The 17,974-nt window shown below is 61.0% G+C and carries 21 protein-coding genes; 12 read left to right on the top strand and 9 right to left on the bottom strand.

Annotated elements, in window-relative coordinates; genetic code table 11:
• Nucleotides 1–10 precede the first annotated feature (10 nt).
• From P3T16_RS22310 to P3T16_RS22290, 5 genes are all read left to right on the top strand, one after another.
• Nucleotides 11–916 carry a LysR family transcriptional regulator gene (locus P3T16_RS22310; RefSeq protein WP_429343887.1) on the top strand — a complete coding sequence of 302 codons (906 nt, stop codon included), beginning with the start codon at nucleotides 11–13 and terminating at the stop codon, nucleotides 914–916.
• Nucleotides 917–1,308: 392 nt separating this feature from the next.
• Nucleotides 1,309–1,776: a FecR family protein gene (locus P3T16_RS22305; RefSeq protein WP_429343886.1), complete on the top strand. Its 468-nt coding sequence runs from the start codon at nucleotides 1,309–1,311 to the stop codon at nucleotides 1,774–1,776.
• The gene (locus P3T16_RS22300) at nucleotides 1,773–2,390 is read left to right on the top strand and encodes an OmpA family protein (protein WP_429257358.1); all 618 of its coding nucleotides are present in this window, start codon (nucleotides 1,773–1,775) and stop codon (nucleotides 2,388–2,390) included. Before P3T16_RS22305 ends, P3T16_RS22300 begins: the two co-directional genes overlap by 4 nt.
• Nucleotides 2,391–2,427: 37 nt before the next feature.
• Nucleotides 2,428–3,912: a CHASE2 domain-containing protein gene (locus P3T16_RS22295; protein ID WP_429343885.1), complete on the top strand. Its 1,485-nt coding sequence runs from the start codon at nucleotides 2,428–2,430 to the stop codon at nucleotides 3,910–3,912.
• A gap of 186 nt (nucleotides 3,913–4,098) precedes the next feature.
• Nucleotides 4,099–4,608 carry a DUF1697 domain-containing protein gene (locus P3T16_RS22290; RefSeq protein ID WP_429343884.1) on the top strand — a complete coding sequence of 170 codons (510 nt, stop codon included), beginning with the start codon at nucleotides 4,099–4,101 and terminating at the stop codon, nucleotides 4,606–4,608.
• A 77-nt stretch (nucleotides 4,609–4,685) separates the two neighbouring features.
• Here the strand turns inward: P3T16_RS22290 and P3T16_RS22285 are convergent, their stop codons facing one another.
• The 3 genes from P3T16_RS22285 to P3T16_RS22275 all read right to left on the bottom strand — a co-directional run bounded on the left by P3T16_RS22285 (nucleotide 4,686) and on the right by P3T16_RS22275 (nucleotide 6,277).
• Nucleotides 4,686–5,006: a DUF4148 domain-containing protein gene (locus P3T16_RS22285; RefSeq protein WP_429343883.1), complete on the bottom strand. Its 321-nt coding sequence runs from the start codon at nucleotides 5,004–5,006 to the stop codon at nucleotides 4,686–4,688.
• 109 nt (nucleotides 5,007–5,115) lie between these two features.
• Nucleotides 5,116–5,361 carry a DUF4148 domain-containing protein gene (locus tag P3T16_RS22280; RefSeq protein ID WP_429257363.1) on the bottom strand — a complete coding sequence of 82 codons (246 nt, stop codon included), beginning with the start codon at nucleotides 5,359–5,361 and terminating at the stop codon, nucleotides 5,116–5,118.
• A gap of 166 nt (nucleotides 5,362–5,527) precedes the next feature.
• Entirely contained in the window at nucleotides 5,528–6,277 is a 750-nt protein-coding gene (locus P3T16_RS22275) for a hypothetical protein (RefSeq protein ID WP_429343882.1), read from the bottom strand.
• 521 nt (nucleotides 6,278–6,798) lie between these two features.
• Here P3T16_RS22275 and P3T16_RS22270 point away from each other — a divergent pair.
• A complete protein-coding gene (locus P3T16_RS22270) occupies nucleotides 6,799–7,338 on the top strand; it encodes a sigma-70 family RNA polymerase sigma factor (RefSeq protein WP_429343881.1) in 540 nt (179 codons plus the stop codon).
• On the top strand, nucleotides 7,338–8,123 hold the full coding sequence (locus P3T16_RS22265) for an anti-sigma factor family protein (protein WP_429343880.1): 786 nt from the start codon (nucleotides 7,338–7,340) through the stop codon (nucleotides 8,121–8,123). The genes P3T16_RS22270 and P3T16_RS22265 overlap by 1 nt, the downstream gene beginning before the upstream one ends.
• A gap of 59 nt (nucleotides 8,124–8,182) precedes the next feature.
• Here the strand turns inward: P3T16_RS22265 and P3T16_RS22260 are convergent, their stop codons facing one another.
• Complete coding sequence (locus P3T16_RS22260; protein ID WP_429343879.1) at nucleotides 8,183–8,374, bottom strand: hypothetical protein; 192 nt, start codon at nucleotides 8,372–8,374, stop codon at nucleotides 8,183–8,185.
• A 293-nt stretch (nucleotides 8,375–8,667) separates the two neighbouring features.
• On the opposite strand from P3T16_RS22260, the gene P3T16_RS22255 reads away from it, so the two are divergent.
• The 4 genes from P3T16_RS22255 to P3T16_RS22240 all read left to right on the top strand — a co-directional run bounded on the left by P3T16_RS22255 (nucleotide 8,668) and on the right by P3T16_RS22240 (nucleotide 11,558).
• Nucleotides 8,668–9,612: a metallophosphoesterase family protein gene (locus P3T16_RS22255; protein WP_429343878.1), complete on the top strand. Its 945-nt coding sequence runs from the start codon at nucleotides 8,668–8,670 to the stop codon at nucleotides 9,610–9,612.
• A gap of 89 nt (nucleotides 9,613–9,701) precedes the next feature.
• Complete coding sequence (locus P3T16_RS22250; RefSeq protein ID WP_429343926.1) at nucleotides 9,702–9,992, top strand: cupredoxin domain-containing protein; 291 nt, start codon at nucleotides 9,702–9,704, stop codon at nucleotides 9,990–9,992.
• Between the two features lie 281 nt (nucleotides 9,993–10,273).
• Entirely contained in the window at nucleotides 10,274–10,717 is a 444-nt protein-coding gene (locus P3T16_RS22245) for a cupin domain-containing protein (RefSeq protein ID WP_429343877.1), read from the top strand.
• Nucleotides 10,718–10,982: 265 nt separating this feature from the next.
• Nucleotides 10,983–11,558, top strand: a complete 576-nt coding sequence (locus P3T16_RS22240) for a BPSL1445 family SYLF domain-containing lipoprotein (protein WP_429257370.1) — start codon at nucleotides 10,983–10,985, stop codon at nucleotides 11,556–11,558.
• A 109-nt stretch (nucleotides 11,559–11,667) separates the two neighbouring features.
• Here P3T16_RS22240 and P3T16_RS22235 read toward each other — a convergent pair whose 3' ends face one another.
• From P3T16_RS22235 to P3T16_RS22220, 4 genes are all read right to left on the bottom strand, one after another.
• Nucleotides 11,668–12,828, bottom strand: coding sequence for an MFS transporter (locus P3T16_RS22235; RefSeq protein ID WP_429343876.1), 1,161 nt, complete (start codon nucleotides 12,826–12,828; stop codon nucleotides 11,668–11,670).
• A complete protein-coding gene (locus P3T16_RS22230; RefSeq protein ID WP_429343875.1) occupies nucleotides 12,825–13,616 on the bottom strand; it encodes a DeoR/GlpR family DNA-binding transcription regulator in 792 nt (263 codons plus the stop codon). The genes P3T16_RS22235 and P3T16_RS22230 overlap by 4 nt, the downstream gene beginning before the upstream one ends.
• A gap of 125 nt (nucleotides 13,617–13,741) precedes the next feature.
• A complete protein-coding gene (locus tag P3T16_RS22225) occupies nucleotides 13,742–14,020 on the bottom strand; it encodes a DUF1488 family protein (RefSeq protein ID WP_429343874.1) in 279 nt (92 codons plus the stop codon).
• Between the two features lie 113 nt (nucleotides 14,021–14,133).
• Nucleotides 14,134–16,656, bottom strand: a complete 2,523-nt coding sequence (locus tag P3T16_RS22220) for an adenosylcobalamin-dependent ribonucleoside-diphosphate reductase (protein ID WP_429343873.1) — start codon at nucleotides 16,654–16,656, stop codon at nucleotides 14,134–14,136.
• 334 nt (nucleotides 16,657–16,990) lie between these two features.
• Here P3T16_RS22220 and P3T16_RS22215 point away from each other — a divergent pair, with 334 nt between their 5' ends.
• A complete protein-coding gene (locus P3T16_RS22215) occupies nucleotides 16,991–17,485 on the top strand; it encodes a thioesterase family protein (protein WP_429343872.1) in 495 nt (164 codons plus the stop codon).
• An 11-nt stretch (nucleotides 17,486–17,496) separates the two neighbouring features.
• On the opposite strand, the gene P3T16_RS22210 is transcribed toward P3T16_RS22215, so the two are convergent.
• Nucleotides 17,497–17,784: a DUF3331 domain-containing protein gene (locus tag P3T16_RS22210; RefSeq protein ID WP_429257376.1), complete on the bottom strand. Its 288-nt coding sequence runs from the start codon at nucleotides 17,782–17,784 to the stop codon at nucleotides 17,497–17,499.
• Nucleotides 17,785–17,974: the final 190 nt, after the last annotated feature.

The raw sequence follows: 17,974 nt of genomic DNA, 5'->3' as shown, positions 1-17,974 counted from the left end.
ACAACAAACAATGGACAAGATTTCCGCAATGAAGGCGTATGTGAAGGTGGTCGAATCGACCAGCTTCACGAGAGCCGCCGAAGTGCTGCATACGTCGGCAGTCTATGTTAGTCGTATGGTTCAGGCCCTTGAGTCGGATCTGGGCGTGAAACTTCTTAACCGGACAACCCGTCGAAGCAAGCCGACGGATGCGGGCCTTCGCTACTACGAACGTTGCGTCACGCTTCTTCGGGATCTAGACGAAATGGACGCCGACGCTCAGGCTTCCAGGGGAAGCAAAAGTGGAACAGTCCGTGTCAGCATGCCCTCGCTAGTCGCGAAGTCGACCGTGATCCCGGAACTACCGAATTTTTTCGCCAATAATCCTGATATTCGACTGGACATCAGCATTGCTGATCACCACCCCGATCTGATCGAAGAGGGGCTCGACTGCGCCCTGCGCGTGGGAACGGTAAGCGAACCTGGACTAGTCGCTAAAACAGTGGGTCATTACAAAACGCTGACCTACGCGTCGCCCGACTATATCCATGCCTATGGCGAGCCCTTCACCCTGGATGACCTCAGCGATCACATCGGCGTGAGTTACGCCATGAAGTCAGGCCGTATCAGAAGTTGGGAGTTTCTCGAGGGAAACGAGGTCCGTTCCGTTCCGCTGAAGAGCGCGATCCTGGTTAACGACGCAGATACCTACGTGGCATGTGGGCTTGCGGGCCTCGGATTGATACAGGGGAGCACCTTTATACTCGACGCTCATGTGCGATCGGGCCGACTGAGCAAGGTTCTGAGAGACTATCCGTTAAATCCCCGCCCTGTGTCCGTTGTGTATATGCCTAATCGAACCAAGCCGAGGCGGGTCGACATTTTTATCGACTGGTTAATCGATTTGTATTCGACTCAGCTGACCGAGCAAAGCTGATTCGCATCGGCGGCGACTGGTTTCGGGTTTGACAACTGACGGCTGACGTCGGGTCCTAACACGAATCATCTACGGATCAAGTCGCGCCAATCACCGTTGCGCGAGGCAAATGCAACGGGTGAATCGACGTCTGCGTCGTGCGATCCGGATGTTGGCGAGCGTGACTGCACCAAATATGCGGGGAAGCGCACAGAGTCATTGGGGTCGGGGCGATACGCTGTTCGATCCGGCAGAAAAGTCTCCACCTGATTTCCAGGAGCAGCATTTCTGCACGTCCTTCGCAAGCCCCAGCTCTACGAGCAGTCGGGGAATGATCGCTCACAGCACCAGGTCGACGTCGGGGAGCCGCGCTACGCCGCGGAAAGCAGCGTTAACGCAATCAGGGGCCACCGATGCGTCTCCAAGCCATCAAATATGCCTTGATCCTTGCCTGCGGGTGCATGGCAGTCGCCGATGCACTGGCCGCCGATGCTGCCGGCGTCGTCAAGACCCTCAAGGGCACGGTGCAGATCGAGCGGGCTGGAGCAAGTTCGGGCGCGGCCATCGGCAGCGAAGTTTACGGCAGCGATCGTATCGTGACCGGCCCGGAATCCTCGGTCGGCATCACGCTGCGTGACACCACCCAACTCTCCGCCGGCGCCAATACCATCCTCGACCTCAACAAATTCGCGTTTAATACCACGACCCATGATGGGGTGCTCGACGCCAGCATCAAACGTGGTTCCCTGGCCGTGATTTCCGGAAAGCTGGCGAAAGCGAATCCGGACGCCGTCCGTTTCAGCACGCCGACTACCACACTGGGCGTGCGCGGCACTGAATTTATCATCGAAGTCGGCGCTAACGGGGAGAGTGCACGTTGAAGGCCGCACACCGACGTCATCGGCGGGCATCTGCGGCGGCATTCGTCATGGTGGCTTTCCTGGCCGGATGTAGCACGCCCCCGGACAGAATTATTTTATTGCCGGATCCGGAGGGCAAAGTCGGCGCGGTCATTGTCCGCAGCGCCACCGGAGAGCAAACCATAGACAAGGCTTACGCTGGGGTTGGCGTCACGAAGGGCGGCGCCATCGAAAAAACGATGGATAGTCAATCCAGTGTGCAGGCACGATACGGCGAGCTGCTCGCGGCCCGGCCTCCGCGCCCCATGACATTTACGATTTTTTTTCTCTTTGACTCTGCCACCGAGTTGGCCCCGGAGTCATCCGTCACGGTTAAAAAGTTAAAAACCGTCCTGGCTACCTGGCCTGCGCCTCAGCTCGTGGTGGTCGGTCACACCGATCAGGCGGGCTCTCAGGAGTTCAATGACAGACTGTCAATACGGCGGGCGGAGAGTGTTGCAGCGTTCCTGATCAAGCAAGGCATTCCTGCCCAACAGATAGAGACTGCTGGCCGGGGCAAGCGCGAGCCACTGGTCCCCACGGCAGATGGTGTTCCCAATCGCATGAACCGACGCGCAGTCATTACAATTCAATGACCCGCGTCAGTTATCGACGCTCAATGGCCTTTCTTTGATGAAACGCTATTACGACCCATGGCTTGCCCGGATCAGGAATCTGCTGAAGGCGGCCCAGGGGCGTCCGGTGGCGCTGGTGGTGCTGTTCGGCCTGAGCCTGCTCAACCTGTCCAGCGAATGGCCGGGCAACATAGCACGTCCGGCTTTCGTGGGCGCGCTTGACGAGACGCTTCCTGACTCCTTTAGAACGGCCCGGCAACTTCTGTTCGACCAGTATCAACGTCACTTCCCGCGGATTCCGACTGCAGAGCCCGTGACCATTGTCGAGATCGATGAGGAGACGCTGGAAACCGTCGGTCAATGGCCCTGGCCGCGAAATCGACTCGCGAGCCTGATCGATGCCATTGCGGCACTGAAACCGCTGGCTATCGGTCTCGACATTTACATGCCGGAGCCGGATCAGACCTCTCCCGACAAGGTGGCCGGCAATCTGCCGAAAACGGCTGCGGCCCTGGCCGCCGGCTTGCGGGCCCTTCCCAGTCACGAAGCCATTCTCGCCAGATCGTTGCGCGCGGCGCCGACCATACTGGGTGCCGCGGCGCTCGATCATGCCGCCTTCACCACCAGCACCGATCTGCGAAGCGCTCCAATCCTCGTGCATGGCACCGACCCGCTGGGCCGCGTGCGACGGTACGACTACGTGCTCGCCAGCCTGCCAGAATTGCAGGCGGCGGCCCACGGGCAGGCGATGCTGAGCGTGGCGCTCGAACAAGGCGTGGTCCGCCATATTCCTCTCATCATGGGCTTGGGGGAGAAACTGGTCCCCAGTCTGCCGATGGAAATGCTCCGCCTCGCCACGGGTTCATCGGCGATCGACGTCTTTGCCGATGCATCGGGCGTGCAGGCGGTGGGTGTCGCGGATGTGCTGGTGCCCACGCAGCCCGGCGGTGACATCTGGTTGCATTTCGCGTCCATTCGGTCGACGCTGAACCGCTACGTGTCGGCACGCGACATCCTGCAGGGAACAGTCGATCCGGAACGGATCCGGGACAAACTGGTGCTGGTCGGCCTGACTGGCGCCGGCGTGACCGACATGCGCACGACTGCGTTGGGGGAACTGGTGCCGGGTATCGAAATTCAGGCGCAGGTCATCGAGACGATTTTCGAGGGACGTTTCCTGCGCCGCCCCACCTGGCTGAAATGGGCAGAAAGCGCCTTCATCATGACGTTCGGGTTGCTGATTATCTGGTATGTGCCTCGCCCGCAATCGCGGTTCGCGATGTTCATAAGAGTCGTCCCCAAAGGGGTCGCCGCTCTGGGTGTCTTCCTGCACGTGCTGAATATTCTATGCTGCTTCTATATTTTCATGCGTGTCGGACTGCTGGTCGATGCGGCCTCGATTTTCATTATCCTGTCCGCGGTCATGGGCTGCTTCTTTACACCCGCGTTGCTCCACGTCGACAAACAAACCAGAACAGAAGCCACCCACGCGCAGGGGCGTGAAGGCGACAACGACCGCACAGGCAAGGCGCCAGGACCTTGAGGTAGCGGTCGCGCGAATGGCCGTTGCAACTTGCGGATTCAACGGGGGATGCAACGCACTAAAGACTGCGCGATAGAAGTTCATGACCAGGACCTGAATCTCTTTTCGGTCGCCGGAACGCCAAAGAAACTGCCTTGATTGCCTTGTCGACAACTCCCATCGGAGAAATGGAAATAAAATGCCTGGATGACTACGTACGCCGCTCTCTTGCGGGCCGTGAATGTTGGCGGCACCGGCAAACTTCCCATGTCCGAACTTCGTGCGATGTGCGAATCACTTGGCTTTTCCAAAGTCCGCACATATATCGCTAGTGGCAACGTCGTATTTGAAAGCAGGCTTTCTGAAGCGAGTGTGAAGGCGAAGCTTGAGCGTTGTCTGGAGACGTACGCCGGCAAGCCGGTAGGGGTTCTGATCCGGACGGGCGCCGAACTGGCCGCGGTTCTTGCCGGGAATCCCTTCAGGTCAGCGGCACCGAATCGAACAGTCGCAATATTTCTGGATGCGCCGCCGCCTGAGGACATCCTCGCGAATGTAAGTGGCCAGCAGACAGAAGAAATCGCGCTCGGGACGCGCGAGATTTACGTGTACTACGGAGAAGGAATAGCGCATTCAAAACTGAAAATTCCGGGCGCCATGACCGGAACCGCCCGCAACATGAATACCGTAGCCACGCTCGTCGAGTGGACGGCTGCGTAGCCGCCGGGCGCAATCAGGAAGGCCGACGACGGCTATACGTATCTGAATCCGGCGGATTTCCAGAAAGACTCTGCAGTTCAAGGTGCCGGCTTCGTCTGTGCGGTCTGGCCTGCGCTCGTTACCGCATTTCTTTCTGCTCGATGTTTGGCGGCAACTTTTTCTTCCGCGGCCTGAAGATCGGCCGGGTATGCGCCGTCGTCGCCTTGGGATGGGTTATAACCCGCCGCCTCTAGTTCTTCGAGTTCATGCATGACCTCTGCACGGGTGACTTGATGAGTCGTGGGCTCCTGCATGGTTTGCGCGTACACGCAGACTGAAGTCGACATAAGGACTGCGCCTGCGAGAGCCAGGCTGCGCCATGGCTGATCAGCAAACCGATTCTTTGAATCAGATTTCATAGTGGTGCTCCCAGAGTGTTGGGGTGCTTGTTTATGCGGATGACGGGTCGAGCTGTGAATCACCTGAGTGACGTGGGGCCAGCACCAACCCGCCGGACAAAGCGCATGTTCAATGAGCCGCGCTGTTCGAGCCAGACGCGTTCTGATGTGCAAGACGTTCCTGCTTCATGCGCGCGACCTGGGCCGCGTAGATCGGGTTGACATCCGGGTACGAGGTATCGGTGACGTAGTTCAGACCGTTCTGCTGTGCTTCGATCAACTCCTGATATACCTCGGCGCGTGTCTTGCTCTGGGCAAATGCACTTGACGAGGCGAGAGCTGATAGCGAAATGGCTATCACGAGATATTTCTTCATTTCAGACTCCTAAGTGTTTGCAAAGGATCGTGCGGTGTGCATTGAGTAAACTCCGCGATGCCGCTGGTTATTCCCAGTCTTTGTGAAAAGACGCTGGTTTTATCGAAGCGTGACCGGTTCTTCTTCGCAGTCTTATAGCGGCGGTCTCGCCTGGTCTGTGAATGCGCTAGGCATTCAGCGAGGTTTTCCGCAATCGTCGACGCTCCAGCCAGTTGCGCAAATGGCCGGCGACGAAAGCGCTGACGATCAGCGACAGGTACAGGGTGATGAGATTGTGACGCCAGGCATCGAGAGCGAGTTGATGTGCGACCAGTTTCGGATCGGGCGCCGGCAGGACGACGCTTTTCGCCACGACGGCCTGCATCATCCTCACAAAGCCGGCCGCGGACAGCAGTGGCAGCAGGACAACGAATGCCAGCAGCGCGGGCTTCGCGCGGCGCGCCAAAGGATAGGGGCGCAAACGGAACCACAGTCCGAGGCAACCGTGTATCCACCCGGGCGCGAGCAGCGCAAGTTGCAAGCCTTGTGTGCCACTCGTGAGCAGCACGATGATCACGCGCTCATAGTTCGGTTCGAAACCATAGAGCGAGGCCGAGAGCCGGGTCGCGACTGCATGGCGGATGAGTAGCAGAGGCAGGCTGAGGCCTGCCCACAGGCGTATCCATTCGGCGGGCGGCAGTGCCCAGTGGCGACGTCCGTATATCGTGCGCACCGCAAGTGCAAAATGCAGGGAGGCCGCACCGTACAGTGCGATCGTTCCGGGCACGCTATGCCAGAGTCGCAGCGCCAGCGTGAGGCCGCGACCTGCCAGGTCGAGCGACCAGATTCCGAGTGCATGATTGACCAGGTGGAGAAAAAGATAAATCAGCAGCACGACGCCCGACCCGAGTTGAAAACGACGCAGAACGGATTGCATGTGGACCTTCAACGAGTGGTAGTGGCCGACGTAATGCCCGCCGCTTTCCCGGCTGCGTGCTGTTGGGTGAGATGCTCCTGTTTAATGCGGGCAACCTTTTTCATCTCAGTCTCCTATGGGTGTTACGCGATATGCGATGAGTAGACGCTGCTTCATCGCCGTATATTCCCGCGCTTTTGATAGAACACTGGGTGCCTCGTCGACTCGCCGTCGAGGACCGGCATGGCGTACTGGATGAGGCGGCATCTGCCGCCGGTCAGGCGTTGCGGGAAGTGGGAGCAGGCCATTTACTCCGGGCATGAATGGGCGTGCCTGGGTTCCTGGCGCGACTACAATGCCCGTGAGATCAGTCATCTACGCCGCTCGCTGAGAGCGTGGGGCAGTGTGTAAAAAGGCGTCGAATGGTGTATCGGCTTAACATGCGATGCATTCCGGCGACCGTCCGGGAATAAAAATGGCATGCCGGTGGTTAGGTAACTGTCGGCCACGGATTGCGGTTACTGCAGGAATTTCATTTCACAATGGCCGATCCCATCCTCGCGAAGCGCTTCGAAACGCTCGTATTGCCTCATATGAATTCGGCCTTCAATGTTGCGCGATGGCTGACGCATAACGACCAGGACGCGCAGGACGTGGTGCAGGAGGCGTATCTTCGCGCGTTCAGGTTTTTCGGCGGATTCCGCGGCGACGATGCCCGCGCTTGGCTATTGAGCATCGTGCGTAACACCTTCTACACCTGGTATCAGCAGAACCGGGGCCACGCACCGGGTACGCTGGAGTTTGAGGAAGACATGCACAGCCTTGAGATGAGTACCGCCGACCATGACGACAGTCCTGAAGCGATGCTTATACGCAGCCAGAGCCAGAAGCGGGTGCATAAGGCGTTGCAGGGTTTGCGTCTGGAGTACCGGGAGGTGATTGTGCTGCGGGAGCTGGAAGAATTGTCGTACAAGGAAATCGCCACGATTGTGGGCATCCCGATGGGGACGGTGATGTCGCGCCTTGGGCGTGGCCGCCAGCAACTCGCGACGCTGCTCGCATCGACGGATCGGGAGGCGTGATGGATCACGAACAGGCGTCCGAACTGCTGCCGGGCTATCTCGATCAGGAATTGAGCCTGTCCGAAGCGCTCGAATTCGAGCGCCATCTGGCTGGCTGCGAACAGTGTCAGCGGGTCTACGCGCAACACCGTGAGGTGAGTGCGCAACTCCGGCAGGCGGATTTGCGCGTCGAGGCGCCAGCGGAACTGGTGAAACGCATCAAGGCTGCGTTGCCGGGACGGCCCCCGCTGTGGCAGCGGCTGGTCGAAGGATTCGGCTGGCACAGCGGCGGTGGGTCGTTGAACTGGGCGCCGGTTGGCGCGATGGCGATGAGCCTGGTTGCGTTGGCCTGGAGTGCGGGTTTGTACCTCTCGGTGCCGTCCGGCGAGACGCGCCTGACTCAGGAACTCGTGGACAATCATATTCGCTCGTTGCAGTTCAACCACCTCTCCGATGTGATTTCAACCGACCGGCACACGGTCAAGCCGTGGTTTGACGGCAAGCTGGATTTCGCGCCGCCTGTCGTCGATCTCGTGCAGCAGGGGTATCCGCTGGTCGGCGGGCGCCTCGATTACCTGAACGGGCGGCCGGTGGCCGTGATGGTCTATCGTTACAAGCTGCACCCGATCAATCTTTATGTGTGGCCGGGTAACGACGCGGGCTCCACGCCTCACATCGACCAGCGGCAGGGCTACCATCTGGCGCACTGGAGTGCCGCAGGCATGAATTACTGGGCGATTACCGATGCCGGCGACGCTGAACTGAACGGTTTCGTCATGAACCTGCGTGCGCATACCGTTTCGTAGCGGTCGTGGTTTCGGGCGCGTTGCCGCTGGCCGGTGCGGCATGTCGTACACGCCCCTTCTCATGCATGGTGCGAAGTTCTTTGCGCGCGCTTCTGGATGTCTTTCTGCTTCGCTGCGCATTGAAGGACTGCATCGGCAAATCGCTGCAACGCCGATAAGGAACCACACACGCTCTGGTATTCCTCGCGGCCGATTCTGCCCTCGAGCGTAACGGCCATTCCCGATGCACGGGCGATGTCGATGATGTCCATTTTGAGCCCCTTTTCGTGTGTTCCCGTTCGTAAGACCGGCAGCTTGGGACGGTTATTCCCGAATCCGGCCGGCTGCGGGAAATGGCAGCTCACCGGGCCTGAGCGCCGGTTTCAACAGGCTCCTGCACGTTCTGGCCGGGCAGTGAAGGGTGCGTGACGAACTGATCGCGAGCGGCGCGGTTTTCGATCATGGAATAAAACGGATGTCGCGGCAGTCTACCTCTTGAATCCGGTCCGGAGGCCCGTCGGATGATCCTGCGGCCCACCTCCCGAACCTTTATCGTGAGGTCACTATGTCGTCACATGTTCCATTTGATCCGTCGCGCCGCGGCGCGTTGAAATGTCTCGCTTACGGTGGCGTCGGCACGGTGTTCGTCCTGGCCGGCGGTATCCTCACGCCGGTGGAGTTAACCCTTGCCGCCAACGCGAACGATTCCTCAGCTGCCGCGGGCGTCCCCCTGTTTCTCCAGATCAGCGACTCGCACATCGGCTTCAACAAGGAGGCCAATCCGGATGTCGCGGGCACACTCAAGCAGACGATTGAGTTCGTCAATGCGATGCCGGTCAAGCCCGCGCTGACGATTCATACCGGCGACATCACCCATCTTTCCAAACCGGCTGAGTTCGATCTTGCGGCCCAATTGTTGTCGGGCCTGAATATCACCGAGTTGCATACTGTTCCTGGCGAACACGACGTTACGGATGGACCGGGGACGGAATACTTCAGCCGCTTTGGCCAGGCCTCGGACAACAAAGGCTATTACAGCTTTGACCACAGCGGCGTGCACTTCGTCGCGCTCGTCAATGTGATGCATTTCAAGCCGAATGGTTTGGGCGGTTTAGGCGACGAGCAGCTCGCCTGGCTGGAAAACGATTTGAAGGGCCGTTCGTCCAGCACGCCGATCGTCGTCTTCGCGCACATGCCGATGTGGACGATCTACGAGCCGTGGGGTTGGGGCACGGGTGATGCGGGTCAGGCAATGAGCTATCTGAAGCGCTTCGGTTCGGTGACCGTCCTGAACGGCCATATTCACCAGATCGTGTCGAAGGTCGAGGGCAATATCACGTTCCATACGGCGCGCTCGACGGCCTACCCGCAGCCGACCGCCGGCAATGGGCCCGGCCCGGGGCCTCTGACAGTCGCGAGCGATCAGCTTCCAAAGATGCTGGGCGTGACCAGCATCAAGATCGTGCGCCGGCCGCTCAAGGCGACGCTCGCTGACTCGACGCTTGTGTGATTCCAGATACCGCTCACTAACAGGACCCACTCATGCTAACGACTATCTTTCGCGGCGCCTTCATCGTTCCCCTCCGGGCCGGGATGCTCATGGTGGCGCTGTCTTTTGGCTTCACTGTCGCGCACGCTCAGGACTCTAACGCCGTGGTGATCAAGAATTTCATGTTTTCGCCGATGTCGATTACGGTTAAAGCCGGGTCGACGGTGACCTGGAAGAATCTTGATGGCGAACCGCATACCGTTGTGAACGACGCCGGCTTGTTCCGCTCCGCCGCGCTCGACCAGAACGACTCGTTCCAGTTCAAGTTCGACAAGGCGGGGGTCTACAAGGTGTTCTGCGGGATACACCCCAATATGAGAGAGACCATCACCGTGCAGTAGGCGCGCTCAGCCCGACTTCAGATTCGACCGGACGGTACGGCGCGGATTTATATGAGCCGTTCCGTCCTCAAGACGGCGACGTCGTCGCAACCCGCCATCGCGTGTTGCGCGAGCCGACCAACCGGCCTGTCGCCGCTCCGGGACAAAATACGTTCGTGGGAGGTGCATAATCCGGGTTGAATTGTATTTCCCGTCAGTTGCAGGACGCGTCGCAAGTGGCGCACCCCTTACCTGCAACGTTGGCGGACTGACGCGAATCCCTGGTCTGAAGGAGTTTGGGAATGACTCTCAGCAGCGTGGCGCCAAACGAACCGATCAACGTAGGTCAGTTGACCATTCAGTACCTGATAGATGGAACTGCCACCGGCGGGATGGGTGTTTTTGAGTTGACTGTGCCGCCCGGTTCGCAAGTGCCGCCGCCACACAGCCACACACGTAACGAAGAATGCGTCTATCTGCTCGAGGGCATACTTCGGTACTCGGTCGATGGGGTAGTCCGAGACCTTACGCCGGGAGAATGGATGTTTACCCCGCGTGGATCGGTCCATCACTTTAGCAACCCGCACAGTGGCACGGCGCGCGCACTGATCGTCCTTACGCCCGACATTGGCGCCCAGTATTTTCGTGACGTCGGAACAATCGTAAATGCCGGTGGCCCGCCCGACCGCTCAAAGCTTATCGGCGTCATGTCCAGGTATGGGCTGGTGCCGGCGCGCGTTTCCTGAGCTGCTTTTGAGCCTCTGATAGTGCAAGTTGAGATCCGCTGCTCCTTACCAATAGTCGTTGTTTTTCGCCTCAAGGCCACTTGCTGGTTGACGCCCGGTTGCGCTCAGGAGCATGACTTGTCATGACGGCCGATCGGCGCAAAGGCGCGCGTCGCCTGGGCGTCAGATTTCCTTAAGGTCATTCCGCTTGCAAAGCCATGCTATATGATCTCGTTGAGCTGATCCCACACCAGGAATTTGACAACGAATCACTATGGAGGTCGCGATGCAAAGGCGGAATTTCATACGGGCAGGGGCTGTCGCCGGTCTTGCGTTTGCCGTTTGCACGGCCACGATGAGTCATGCAGCAACCAGCGAGAGCAATTCAGCGAAGCGGCGGTCGATCGACGCAAAGGTCCGGGGCACCATGTCGCGGCTCTACGCGAACGTCAAGGGTTCGCGGGAACTTGTCGCAAAGGCGAATGGCGTGCTCGTATTCCCTTCCGTGCTTCAAGCCGGCTTCGTCGTGGGCGGTCAGTACGGCGAAGGTGCGTTGCGCGTGGGCGGGCAGTCGGTGGGTTACTACAGCACAGTATCCGGATCGTTCGGCTTCCAGGCGGGTGCCCAATCGAAGGCCATCATCTTCCTGTTCATGACGCGCGAAGCGCTGGACAGCTTTCGCAACTCCGAGGGCTGGTCGGTCGGAGGCGAGGGATCGGTCGCGCTCGTGAAGGTAGGTGCGAACGGGGCGATTGATACGACCACGGCAACTGCGCCGGTAGAGGTGTTCGTGCTGACCAACGCCGGTCTGATGGGCGACGTCTCGCTCTCGGGGACCAAGGTGTCGCGTTTGAAGATCTGATGACGGAGTTGACCCGTGGCTTCGCCCGGCTGAGAACGGGCAGGCCGGACGCGTCAGATCATCGACGCATCCGGCAAGTTGCGCCCGGGCTTTTCCGCTCGCCGATACGCTAGCTCGCCGTTGCCGCGATCCCGTCGCTGCGGACAGCCCGTCCGCCGACCAGACACACGATCAGTGCGGCCACGACGAGCACGCATAGCGCCATTCGCAACCCGAGGAAGCCCGCGCCGAATCCAATCAATGGCGGACCGACCAGAAAGCCCGCGTAGCCTGCAGTGGCCGCCATCGACACACCGATCGCGGGCGTCAGCGTCGAGCGGCCCGCTGCGCTGAAGATGACCGGGACGATGTTGGCCAGACCCACGCCGACCAGCGCGAATCCCACGCAGGCGGTCAGGACATTGGGCAGGCCCAGCACCAGGGCGAGCCCGGTTGCCGCCACAAGACCACCGATGGCAACCACCTTGCTGGAGCCGAACCGATGGACGGACACGTCGCCGATAACACGACAGGCCGCCATCGAGAATGCAAACGCGGAGTAGCCGAGTGCGGCAATGCTGGCCTCGCCGCTCAGCGTCGAGCGCAGGAACACGGCGCTCCAGTCAGCCACTGCGCCTTCGACCATCATGCAAAGGAAGGCGAGCGCAGCAAGCTTCATCACACCTGCACTGGGCAAGGCAAATCCGCTGGCAGGGGGCGCGGCCGCACGCGGTCCGAGGTCCCGCAGCGCGATAACGGCAGCGATCAGCACAAGTCCGCCGATGAACACGTCGGGCAGCACCAGACCGCCGATAATGCCGACACTCCATTTCTGGATCATTGCGCCGGTCGCGGCACCGAGCAGGCCGCCCGCACTCCACGCCGCATGGAACGAGGACATGATCGGCGACTTCCACTTCGTTTCGATCGTGCTCGCGTGTCCGTTCATCGATACATCGAGCGCACCATTCGCCGCGCCCAGCGCGAGGAGCACGAAGCAGAGCAAAGCGAGGTTGGGCACGAGCGCCGGTAGCGGCAGCGCAACGACGAACGCCGCGCCGAGCAGTGCAGTAGCCCGGCCGCTTCCGAACCGGGGCGCGAGCCGCCCGGCAAGCGGCATCGCGACGATGGCGCCGAGCGCAAAGGCGAACAGCGCGATCCCTAACGCGGCATCGCTCAGCGCAAGGCTCTCCTTGATACGCGGGACTTCGACGGCCCAGGCGCCAATCCCGAATCCATTGGCGAGAAACACCGCGAGGGTGGCGATCCGCTCCCTGACTGGCTTCATCATGGTGCAACCATCACGGTGTCGCAGGCCGCTTCGAGGCTGGCCAGCCGGTCGGCGGAGAGCCCGGATTCCACGATCAGATAATCGACGGCCGATGCTGGCGCAACAAGATAAGGCGCGGCGGTCATCAACTTCTCCGAGGTGACGGCAATGGCGACCAGCCCGCTCGCTTTCACCATCGCCCGTTTGAGTTCGGCATCTTCGGCTTCGAATGCCGCGACGCCTTCGGTGGGGTCGAGCGCGCACGCGCCGAGGAAGCACAGGTCGGCCCTGATCTGCTGGATCTGGAGCAAGGCGGTGGCGCCCGTCGAACCCGCCACGCGCCGACCGACGCGCCCGCCGATCAGAATGACATCGAATCCCGGCCGGTCCTGCATGCGTACGCAGGCCTCGGCCGAGTTGGTGACAACCGTGAGATCCGCATTGTCCGGAAGCGCTTCAGCGATCGCGACGTTGGTCGAACCGGCGTCCAGCAAAATGATCTGCCTCTCCCGGACGATCGACGCCGCGACCCGGGCGAGGCACGCCTTTCGATCGACGCCTTCACGCATGCGAGTCGATGCCGGAATGCCCGCCGGCGAAGTGAGCAGGGCGCCGCCGTAGACCCGTTTGCAATGTCCCGCGCCGGCGAGATCGCGCAGGTGACGGCGGACCGTGTGCTCAGACGTCTGAAGTTCGGCAGCGAGTTCGGATGCCAGCACCCGGCCCTGCGCGCGCAGCCGCTCCAGAATCAGCCTTTCGCGTTCCTCGGGAAGCAGCCCGTCGATTGCGTCCTGTCGTGTTCGTTGCATGTCTTGCCCGTTTGCCCGGTGGATGAATCAATCACAATCGAGCAAAACATATCATAAACGAGCAAAGCGGGCAACAGGGCGCCTTCTGGACCTTGCGGCGCATGTGCCGGCGCCGCGTTCGTGGGCTAATGCAGAACGGTTTTGAATTCGTCGAGGCCCAGTCGCACAGGCTCGGTCGGTTTGAAGGACTTTCTGTGTTCCGCCACTTTCAGAATCGCGCACAGGGCGTCTTCGAACGCCACGAGGAGGTCGGTGCGGCGTCTGCTCGCTGCGCCGCAGTACGTCATCAGTGCTTCAGCACTCACTTCGAAAACCTGAACGCGATCGTCAAAGCACACACGAAAGGCCACCGTTGCGCACTCCGTGACGCACGGCCTGAAAGCTTCATCAACATATACCGACATGGCGATCTCCCAACACAGCACATCCGAGTGAACAGGATGACAGACCGTCAAATCCAGTCTGTGGGAAAACCGCCATTAGTCGCACATTGACGCGCGCTTCACGCTTTTCTCGCTCAGCCGCACGCCCCGATTTCCCCGCACGCGGTACAGAAATCGCAGCCATCCTTTCTGATGACCGCATTGGCGCCGCAGTATTCGCACTTGCTGCCGAGCATCGTGGGCGCGAGTTCGGGGCCGCTGGTTTCGCTGCGGATTTCGTCAGGCGTTTCATCCGCACTGGCCGCGTGTGCGGTTTCGACCATGTGTCCGCGCGGCAAACGGGCCAGTACACGCGCAGGCACCTGATTGCCTTCCGGGTCGAGAAAACCGCGACGGTGCAGAATCTGCTGGATCGCATAACTCAACGCCGCGACCTCGGAGTCATGCCAGCGCGGCGAACGATGTCCGTCGGGATGCTGGACCTCGCCAAACCGCACCTGGCCGCGATCCCACGAAACCTTGCGCATGTCCTGCAGATTGCGTGCGACGAAGCCGCCACGCGCGGCCAGCGAAAGCGAGCGCATCGTCGCCGTAATCCATTGCTGCGATTCATCGCGTTGCCCGGCCGGGATGAAAAATTCGATCGGCCGCTCGATCGTGACTTCCTTGCCATTCAGGCGTCCGGTCACTTCGATAAACGACACCGCCACGTAAAGCGACTTCTTGCCCATCTGCGTCAGGTACTCGACCTTTTCGATGATCGCGGGCAATTCGCCCTTCGGACGATGATCGATCGTCACGCGCAGCGGATCGAGATCGGCTGCACTGAGCGTGTCGTCCGGTATGTCCGCTTCGGCGGGCGACACACTCAGCACCGCACCGAGCGTGTCGTTCGGGCGATACGTCGCGAGCCCTTTCAGGCCGCGTTTCCACGCATCGAAATAGAGGCCTTCGAAATCATCGAACGGATAATCGGCCGGGACATTCACGGTCTTCGAGATCGACGTGTCGACGAAGGGCTGCACCGCGGCCATCATGTCGAGATGGTCGCGCGCGGACATTTCCAGCGCGCTGACGAAGTATTCGGGTAGCGCGCTCACCTCGCCGCCGAGTTCGCGGTAGAGACGCCAGGCATGATCCTCGACCGCGAACTGCTGGCGGCTGCCGTCAGCCATGATCTTCATGCGCGTGTACGTCCACGAGAACGCGGGCTCGATGCCGTTTGACGCGTTGTCCGCAAACGCGAGGCTGACGGTGCCCGTTGGCGCGATCGAAAGCAGATGGCTGTTGCGGATGCCGTGACGACGGATCGCGTCCTTGATGTCGTCGGGCAGGCGCGAGGCGAACGTGCCATCCTCCAGATACTGCGCTGCATTGAACAGCGGAAACGCCCCGCGCTCGCTCGCCAGTTCGACCGACGCGCGATACGCCTCGTCACGCATCAAGCGCGCGACACGCGCTGCGAAATCGCGACCTTCCTGCGCGTCGTAGCGCAGGCCGAGCATGACCAGCGTGTCGCCAAGACCCGTCAGACCTACGCCGATGCGACGTTTCGCGGCGGCTTCGTCGCGTTGCTCGACGAGCGGCCAGAGCGTGACGTCGAGCACATCGTCGAGAAAGCGCACCTGCGTGCGCGTACGTTGGGCGAGCGCTTCCCAGTCGAACGAAGGCGTGCCGCCATGCATCTGCGCAAACGGATCGCTGACGAAACGCGTCAGGTTCAGCGGCCCGAGATTGCAGCAGCCGTATGCCGGCAACGGTTGCTCGCCACACGGATTGGTGGCGCGGATCGTTTCGACCGCGCGCAGGTTGTTGTCCTCATTCATCCGCGAGATGAACACGACGCCCGGTTCGGCGACGTCGTAGGTCGACCGCATGATCATGTCCCAGATCGCGCGCGCGGGTTTCTCTGCATAGATCCAGTAGCCATCGTCGCGTTGCTGCAGATCGCGTTCGGCACGCAGCGCGGGCGAAGGCTCGGCGCGATGCACGAGCTGCCACGGCTGGTTGTTTTCGACCGCGCGCATGAAGTCGTCCGTCACGGCGACCGAGACGTTGAAGTTGTTCCAGCGTCCCTTCGAATGTTTGGCTTCAATGAATTCGAGCAGGTCAGGGTGGTCGCAGTCGAGCACGGCCATCTGCGCGCCGCGTCGCGAGCCTGCGCTTTCGACGGTGCGGCACGACGCGTCGAACACATCCATATAGCTGCACGGCCCGGAGGCTGACGAACTGGTGGTATGAACCCGCGCGCCTCGCGGACGGATCGCAGAAAAGTTGTAGCCGACGCCACCGCCGCGCCGCATGGTTTCGGCGGCCTGCAACAGGGCGACGTAGATGCCGGGCAGGCCTGCTTCATCGACGCCCTGAATCGAATCGCCGACCGGCTGCACGAAGCAGTTGATCAGCGTGGCGGCGATGCCGCTGCCCGCCGCGCTCATGATACGGCCGGCGCCGAGCGCACCGTGCAGGAGGTTGTCGACGAAGCGCGCTTCGATTACCGGGCGCAGCGCTTCGGGCTCTGCCAACGCCACGCCGCGCGCGACGCGCCGGTAGACGTCGCCGACCGTCTGCTCGTCGCCCTTGGCGTACTTTTCAAGCATGACGTCGGTGGAGAATTGCTGCGGAGCAATCGATAGCGTCGGATCGTTTTCAGCCATGGTCCCGTCCCAAATGGCGTTGCGCGGATGTTGTAACGCGGTGTGCGGCGCGCGCACCATGAGCGTAATGACCCAGTTCCTCTGCCTGGCGCCGCGGATTCGTCTCACGGTACCGCACACGGGCGCTTGCCGCAATCACAGTGGTGGGCGTCTGCGAAGCGGCGGGGCGCGGGCGCGGGCACGCAGGATGCGCCGGCGCATCGGTTCATGCGACTGCTTGGGGCATCGGGTGGCAGAATGTCCATGCCGGGCGGTGGGTTTGCCGCCGGTCAGTCGTCACGCCCTGCCGGGCTCGCATTCCCCGGCAGCCTCAACGCCAGCACACGGAAACCCCATGCCAGACGAAACGCCGCTCATTGTCTACCGCGATAAGGTGCGCCCCGAATGGGTGGACTACAACGGCCATCTGCGCGACGCGTTCTATCTGCTGATTTTCAGTTTCGCGACCGATGTGCTGATCGACCGGATAGGTCTCGATGACGTGACCCGAAAGGCGCGCGGACGGTCGATCTACACGCTCGAAGCGCACGTCAACTATCTGCACGAGATCAAGGAGGGCGCGCCGCTACGCGTCGAGGTGCGCGTGCTCGCGCACGATGCGAAGCGGCTGCATATCTATCTGGAGATGTTCACCGATGCCCGCGACGCACCCGTGGCAGCCGGCGAGCAGATGCTGCTGCACGTCGATACATCAGGCCCGAAGGCCGTCGCATTCGATGACGATATCGAGGCCCGCGTGCGTGCGCTCGTGCTGGCGCAGTCGCAGGCCAACCAGCAGCGCGCGACGTATCGTGGGCGCGTGATCGGCTTGCCTTCTTCGAAGGCGTAGATCGATCCGGATCAGGCGTCGAGCAGGTTGCCGAGAATCTCGGCGGAAATCATCGCCGCTGCGTTCGATGGCGCGGGACGCTCAGCCGGTTTGAAGACGGCGTCGCCACGACGGATCTTGCTGCGCGACAGCGCGCAGGTGCCCGACGTATGTGCCGACCGGCGACGCCAGCGCTGCTCGCCGTAGTGGCAGCGTCCCGGCTCGACCCAGCGAATGACCAGCGTCGTGTCGGAGCGCTCGAGAATCTCAATGCGTACGCCTTCTGTTCCGCTCAGAGGTAAGGACGCTATGGTCTGCATGGTCGGCTCCCGTTGTGTGGTGTGCCGAATGTAGTCCCGCGCGCGCAAGAAGAACATTGTGCGTCCGTAGAAACACCGTTCCAGGATTAGCAATAATGGGGCGGAAAACGGCTTGTGGCACGAAACAACGCAGCTGGACGCCCGTCGCAGCCGATAGCGCGGGTTTTTGCAACGCAGTGTTGTTCGGCGC

This window comes from Paraburkholderia sp. GAS42 (assembly GCF_050436565.1).
Classification (GTDB): domain Bacteria; phylum Pseudomonadota; class Gammaproteobacteria; order Burkholderiales; family Burkholderiaceae; genus Paraburkholderia.
The sequence above is the reverse complement of the archived record's forward strand: the minus strand, read 5'-3'. Positions and strand labels throughout refer to the sequence as shown.

Coding starts and splice junctions, on each gene's coding strand:
- P3T16_RS22260 (WP_429343879.1), bottom strand. CDS start 8,374: ATGGACATCATCGACATCGCCCGTGCATCGGGAATGGCCGTTACGCTC.
- P3T16_RS22235 (WP_429343876.1), bottom strand. CDS start 12,828: ATGATGAAGCCAGTCAGGGAGCGGATCGCCACCCTCGCGGTGTTTCTC.
- P3T16_RS22255 (WP_429343878.1), top strand. CDS start 8,668: ATGTCGTCACATGTTCCATTTGATCCGTCGCGCCGCGGCGCGTTGAAA.
- P3T16_RS22285 (WP_429343883.1), bottom strand. CDS start 5,006: ATGAAATCTGATTCAAAGAATCGGTTTGCTGATCAGCCATGGCGCAGC.
- P3T16_RS22215 (WP_429343872.1), top strand. CDS start 16,991: ATGCCAGACGAAACGCCGCTCATTGTCTACCGCGATAAGGTGCGCCCC.
- P3T16_RS22240 (WP_429257370.1), top strand. CDS start 10,983: ATGCAAAGGCGGAATTTCATACGGGCAGGGGCTGTCGCCGGTCTTGCG.
- P3T16_RS22270 (WP_429343881.1), top strand. CDS start 6,799: ATGGCCGATCCCATCCTCGCGAAGCGCTTCGAAACGCTCGTATTGCCT.
- P3T16_RS22245 (WP_429343877.1), top strand. CDS start 10,274: ATGACTCTCAGCAGCGTGGCGCCAAACGAACCGATCAACGTAGGTCAG.
- P3T16_RS22225 (WP_429343874.1), bottom strand. CDS start 14,020: ATGTCGGTATATGTTGATGAAGCTTTCAGGCCGTGCGTCACGGAGTGC.
- P3T16_RS22220 (WP_429343873.1), bottom strand. CDS start 16,656: ATGGCTGAAAACGATCCGACGCTATCGATTGCTCCGCAGCAATTCTCC.
- P3T16_RS22250 (WP_429343926.1), top strand. CDS start 9,702: ATGGTGGCGCTGTCTTTTGGCTTCACTGTCGCGCACGCTCAGGACTCT.
- P3T16_RS22275 (WP_429343882.1), bottom strand. CDS start 6,277: ATGCAATCCGTTCTGCGTCGTTTTCAACTCGGGTCGGGCGTCGTGCTG.
- P3T16_RS22210 (WP_429257376.1), bottom strand. CDS start 17,784: ATGCAGACCATAGCGTCCTTACCTCTGAGCGGAACAGAAGGCGTACGC.
- P3T16_RS22265 (WP_429343880.1), top strand. CDS start 7,338: ATGGATCACGAACAGGCGTCCGAACTGCTGCCGGGCTATCTCGATCAG.
- P3T16_RS22280 (WP_429257363.1), bottom strand. CDS start 5,361: ATGAAGAAATATCTCGTGATAGCCATTTCGCTATCAGCTCTCGCCTCG.
- P3T16_RS22310 (WP_429343887.1), top strand. CDS start 11: ATGGACAAGATTTCCGCAATGAAGGCGTATGTGAAGGTGGTCGAATCG.
- P3T16_RS22230 (WP_429343875.1), bottom strand. CDS start 13,616: ATGCAACGAACACGACAGGACGCAATCGACGGGCTGCTTCCCGAGGAA.
- P3T16_RS22290 (WP_429343884.1), top strand. CDS start 4,099: ATGACTACGTACGCCGCTCTCTTGCGGGCCGTGAATGTTGGCGGCACC.
- P3T16_RS22305 (WP_429343886.1), top strand. CDS start 1,309: ATGCGTCTCCAAGCCATCAAATATGCCTTGATCCTTGCCTGCGGGTGC.
- P3T16_RS22295 (WP_429343885.1), top strand. CDS start 2,428: ATGAAACGCTATTACGACCCATGGCTTGCCCGGATCAGGAATCTGCTG.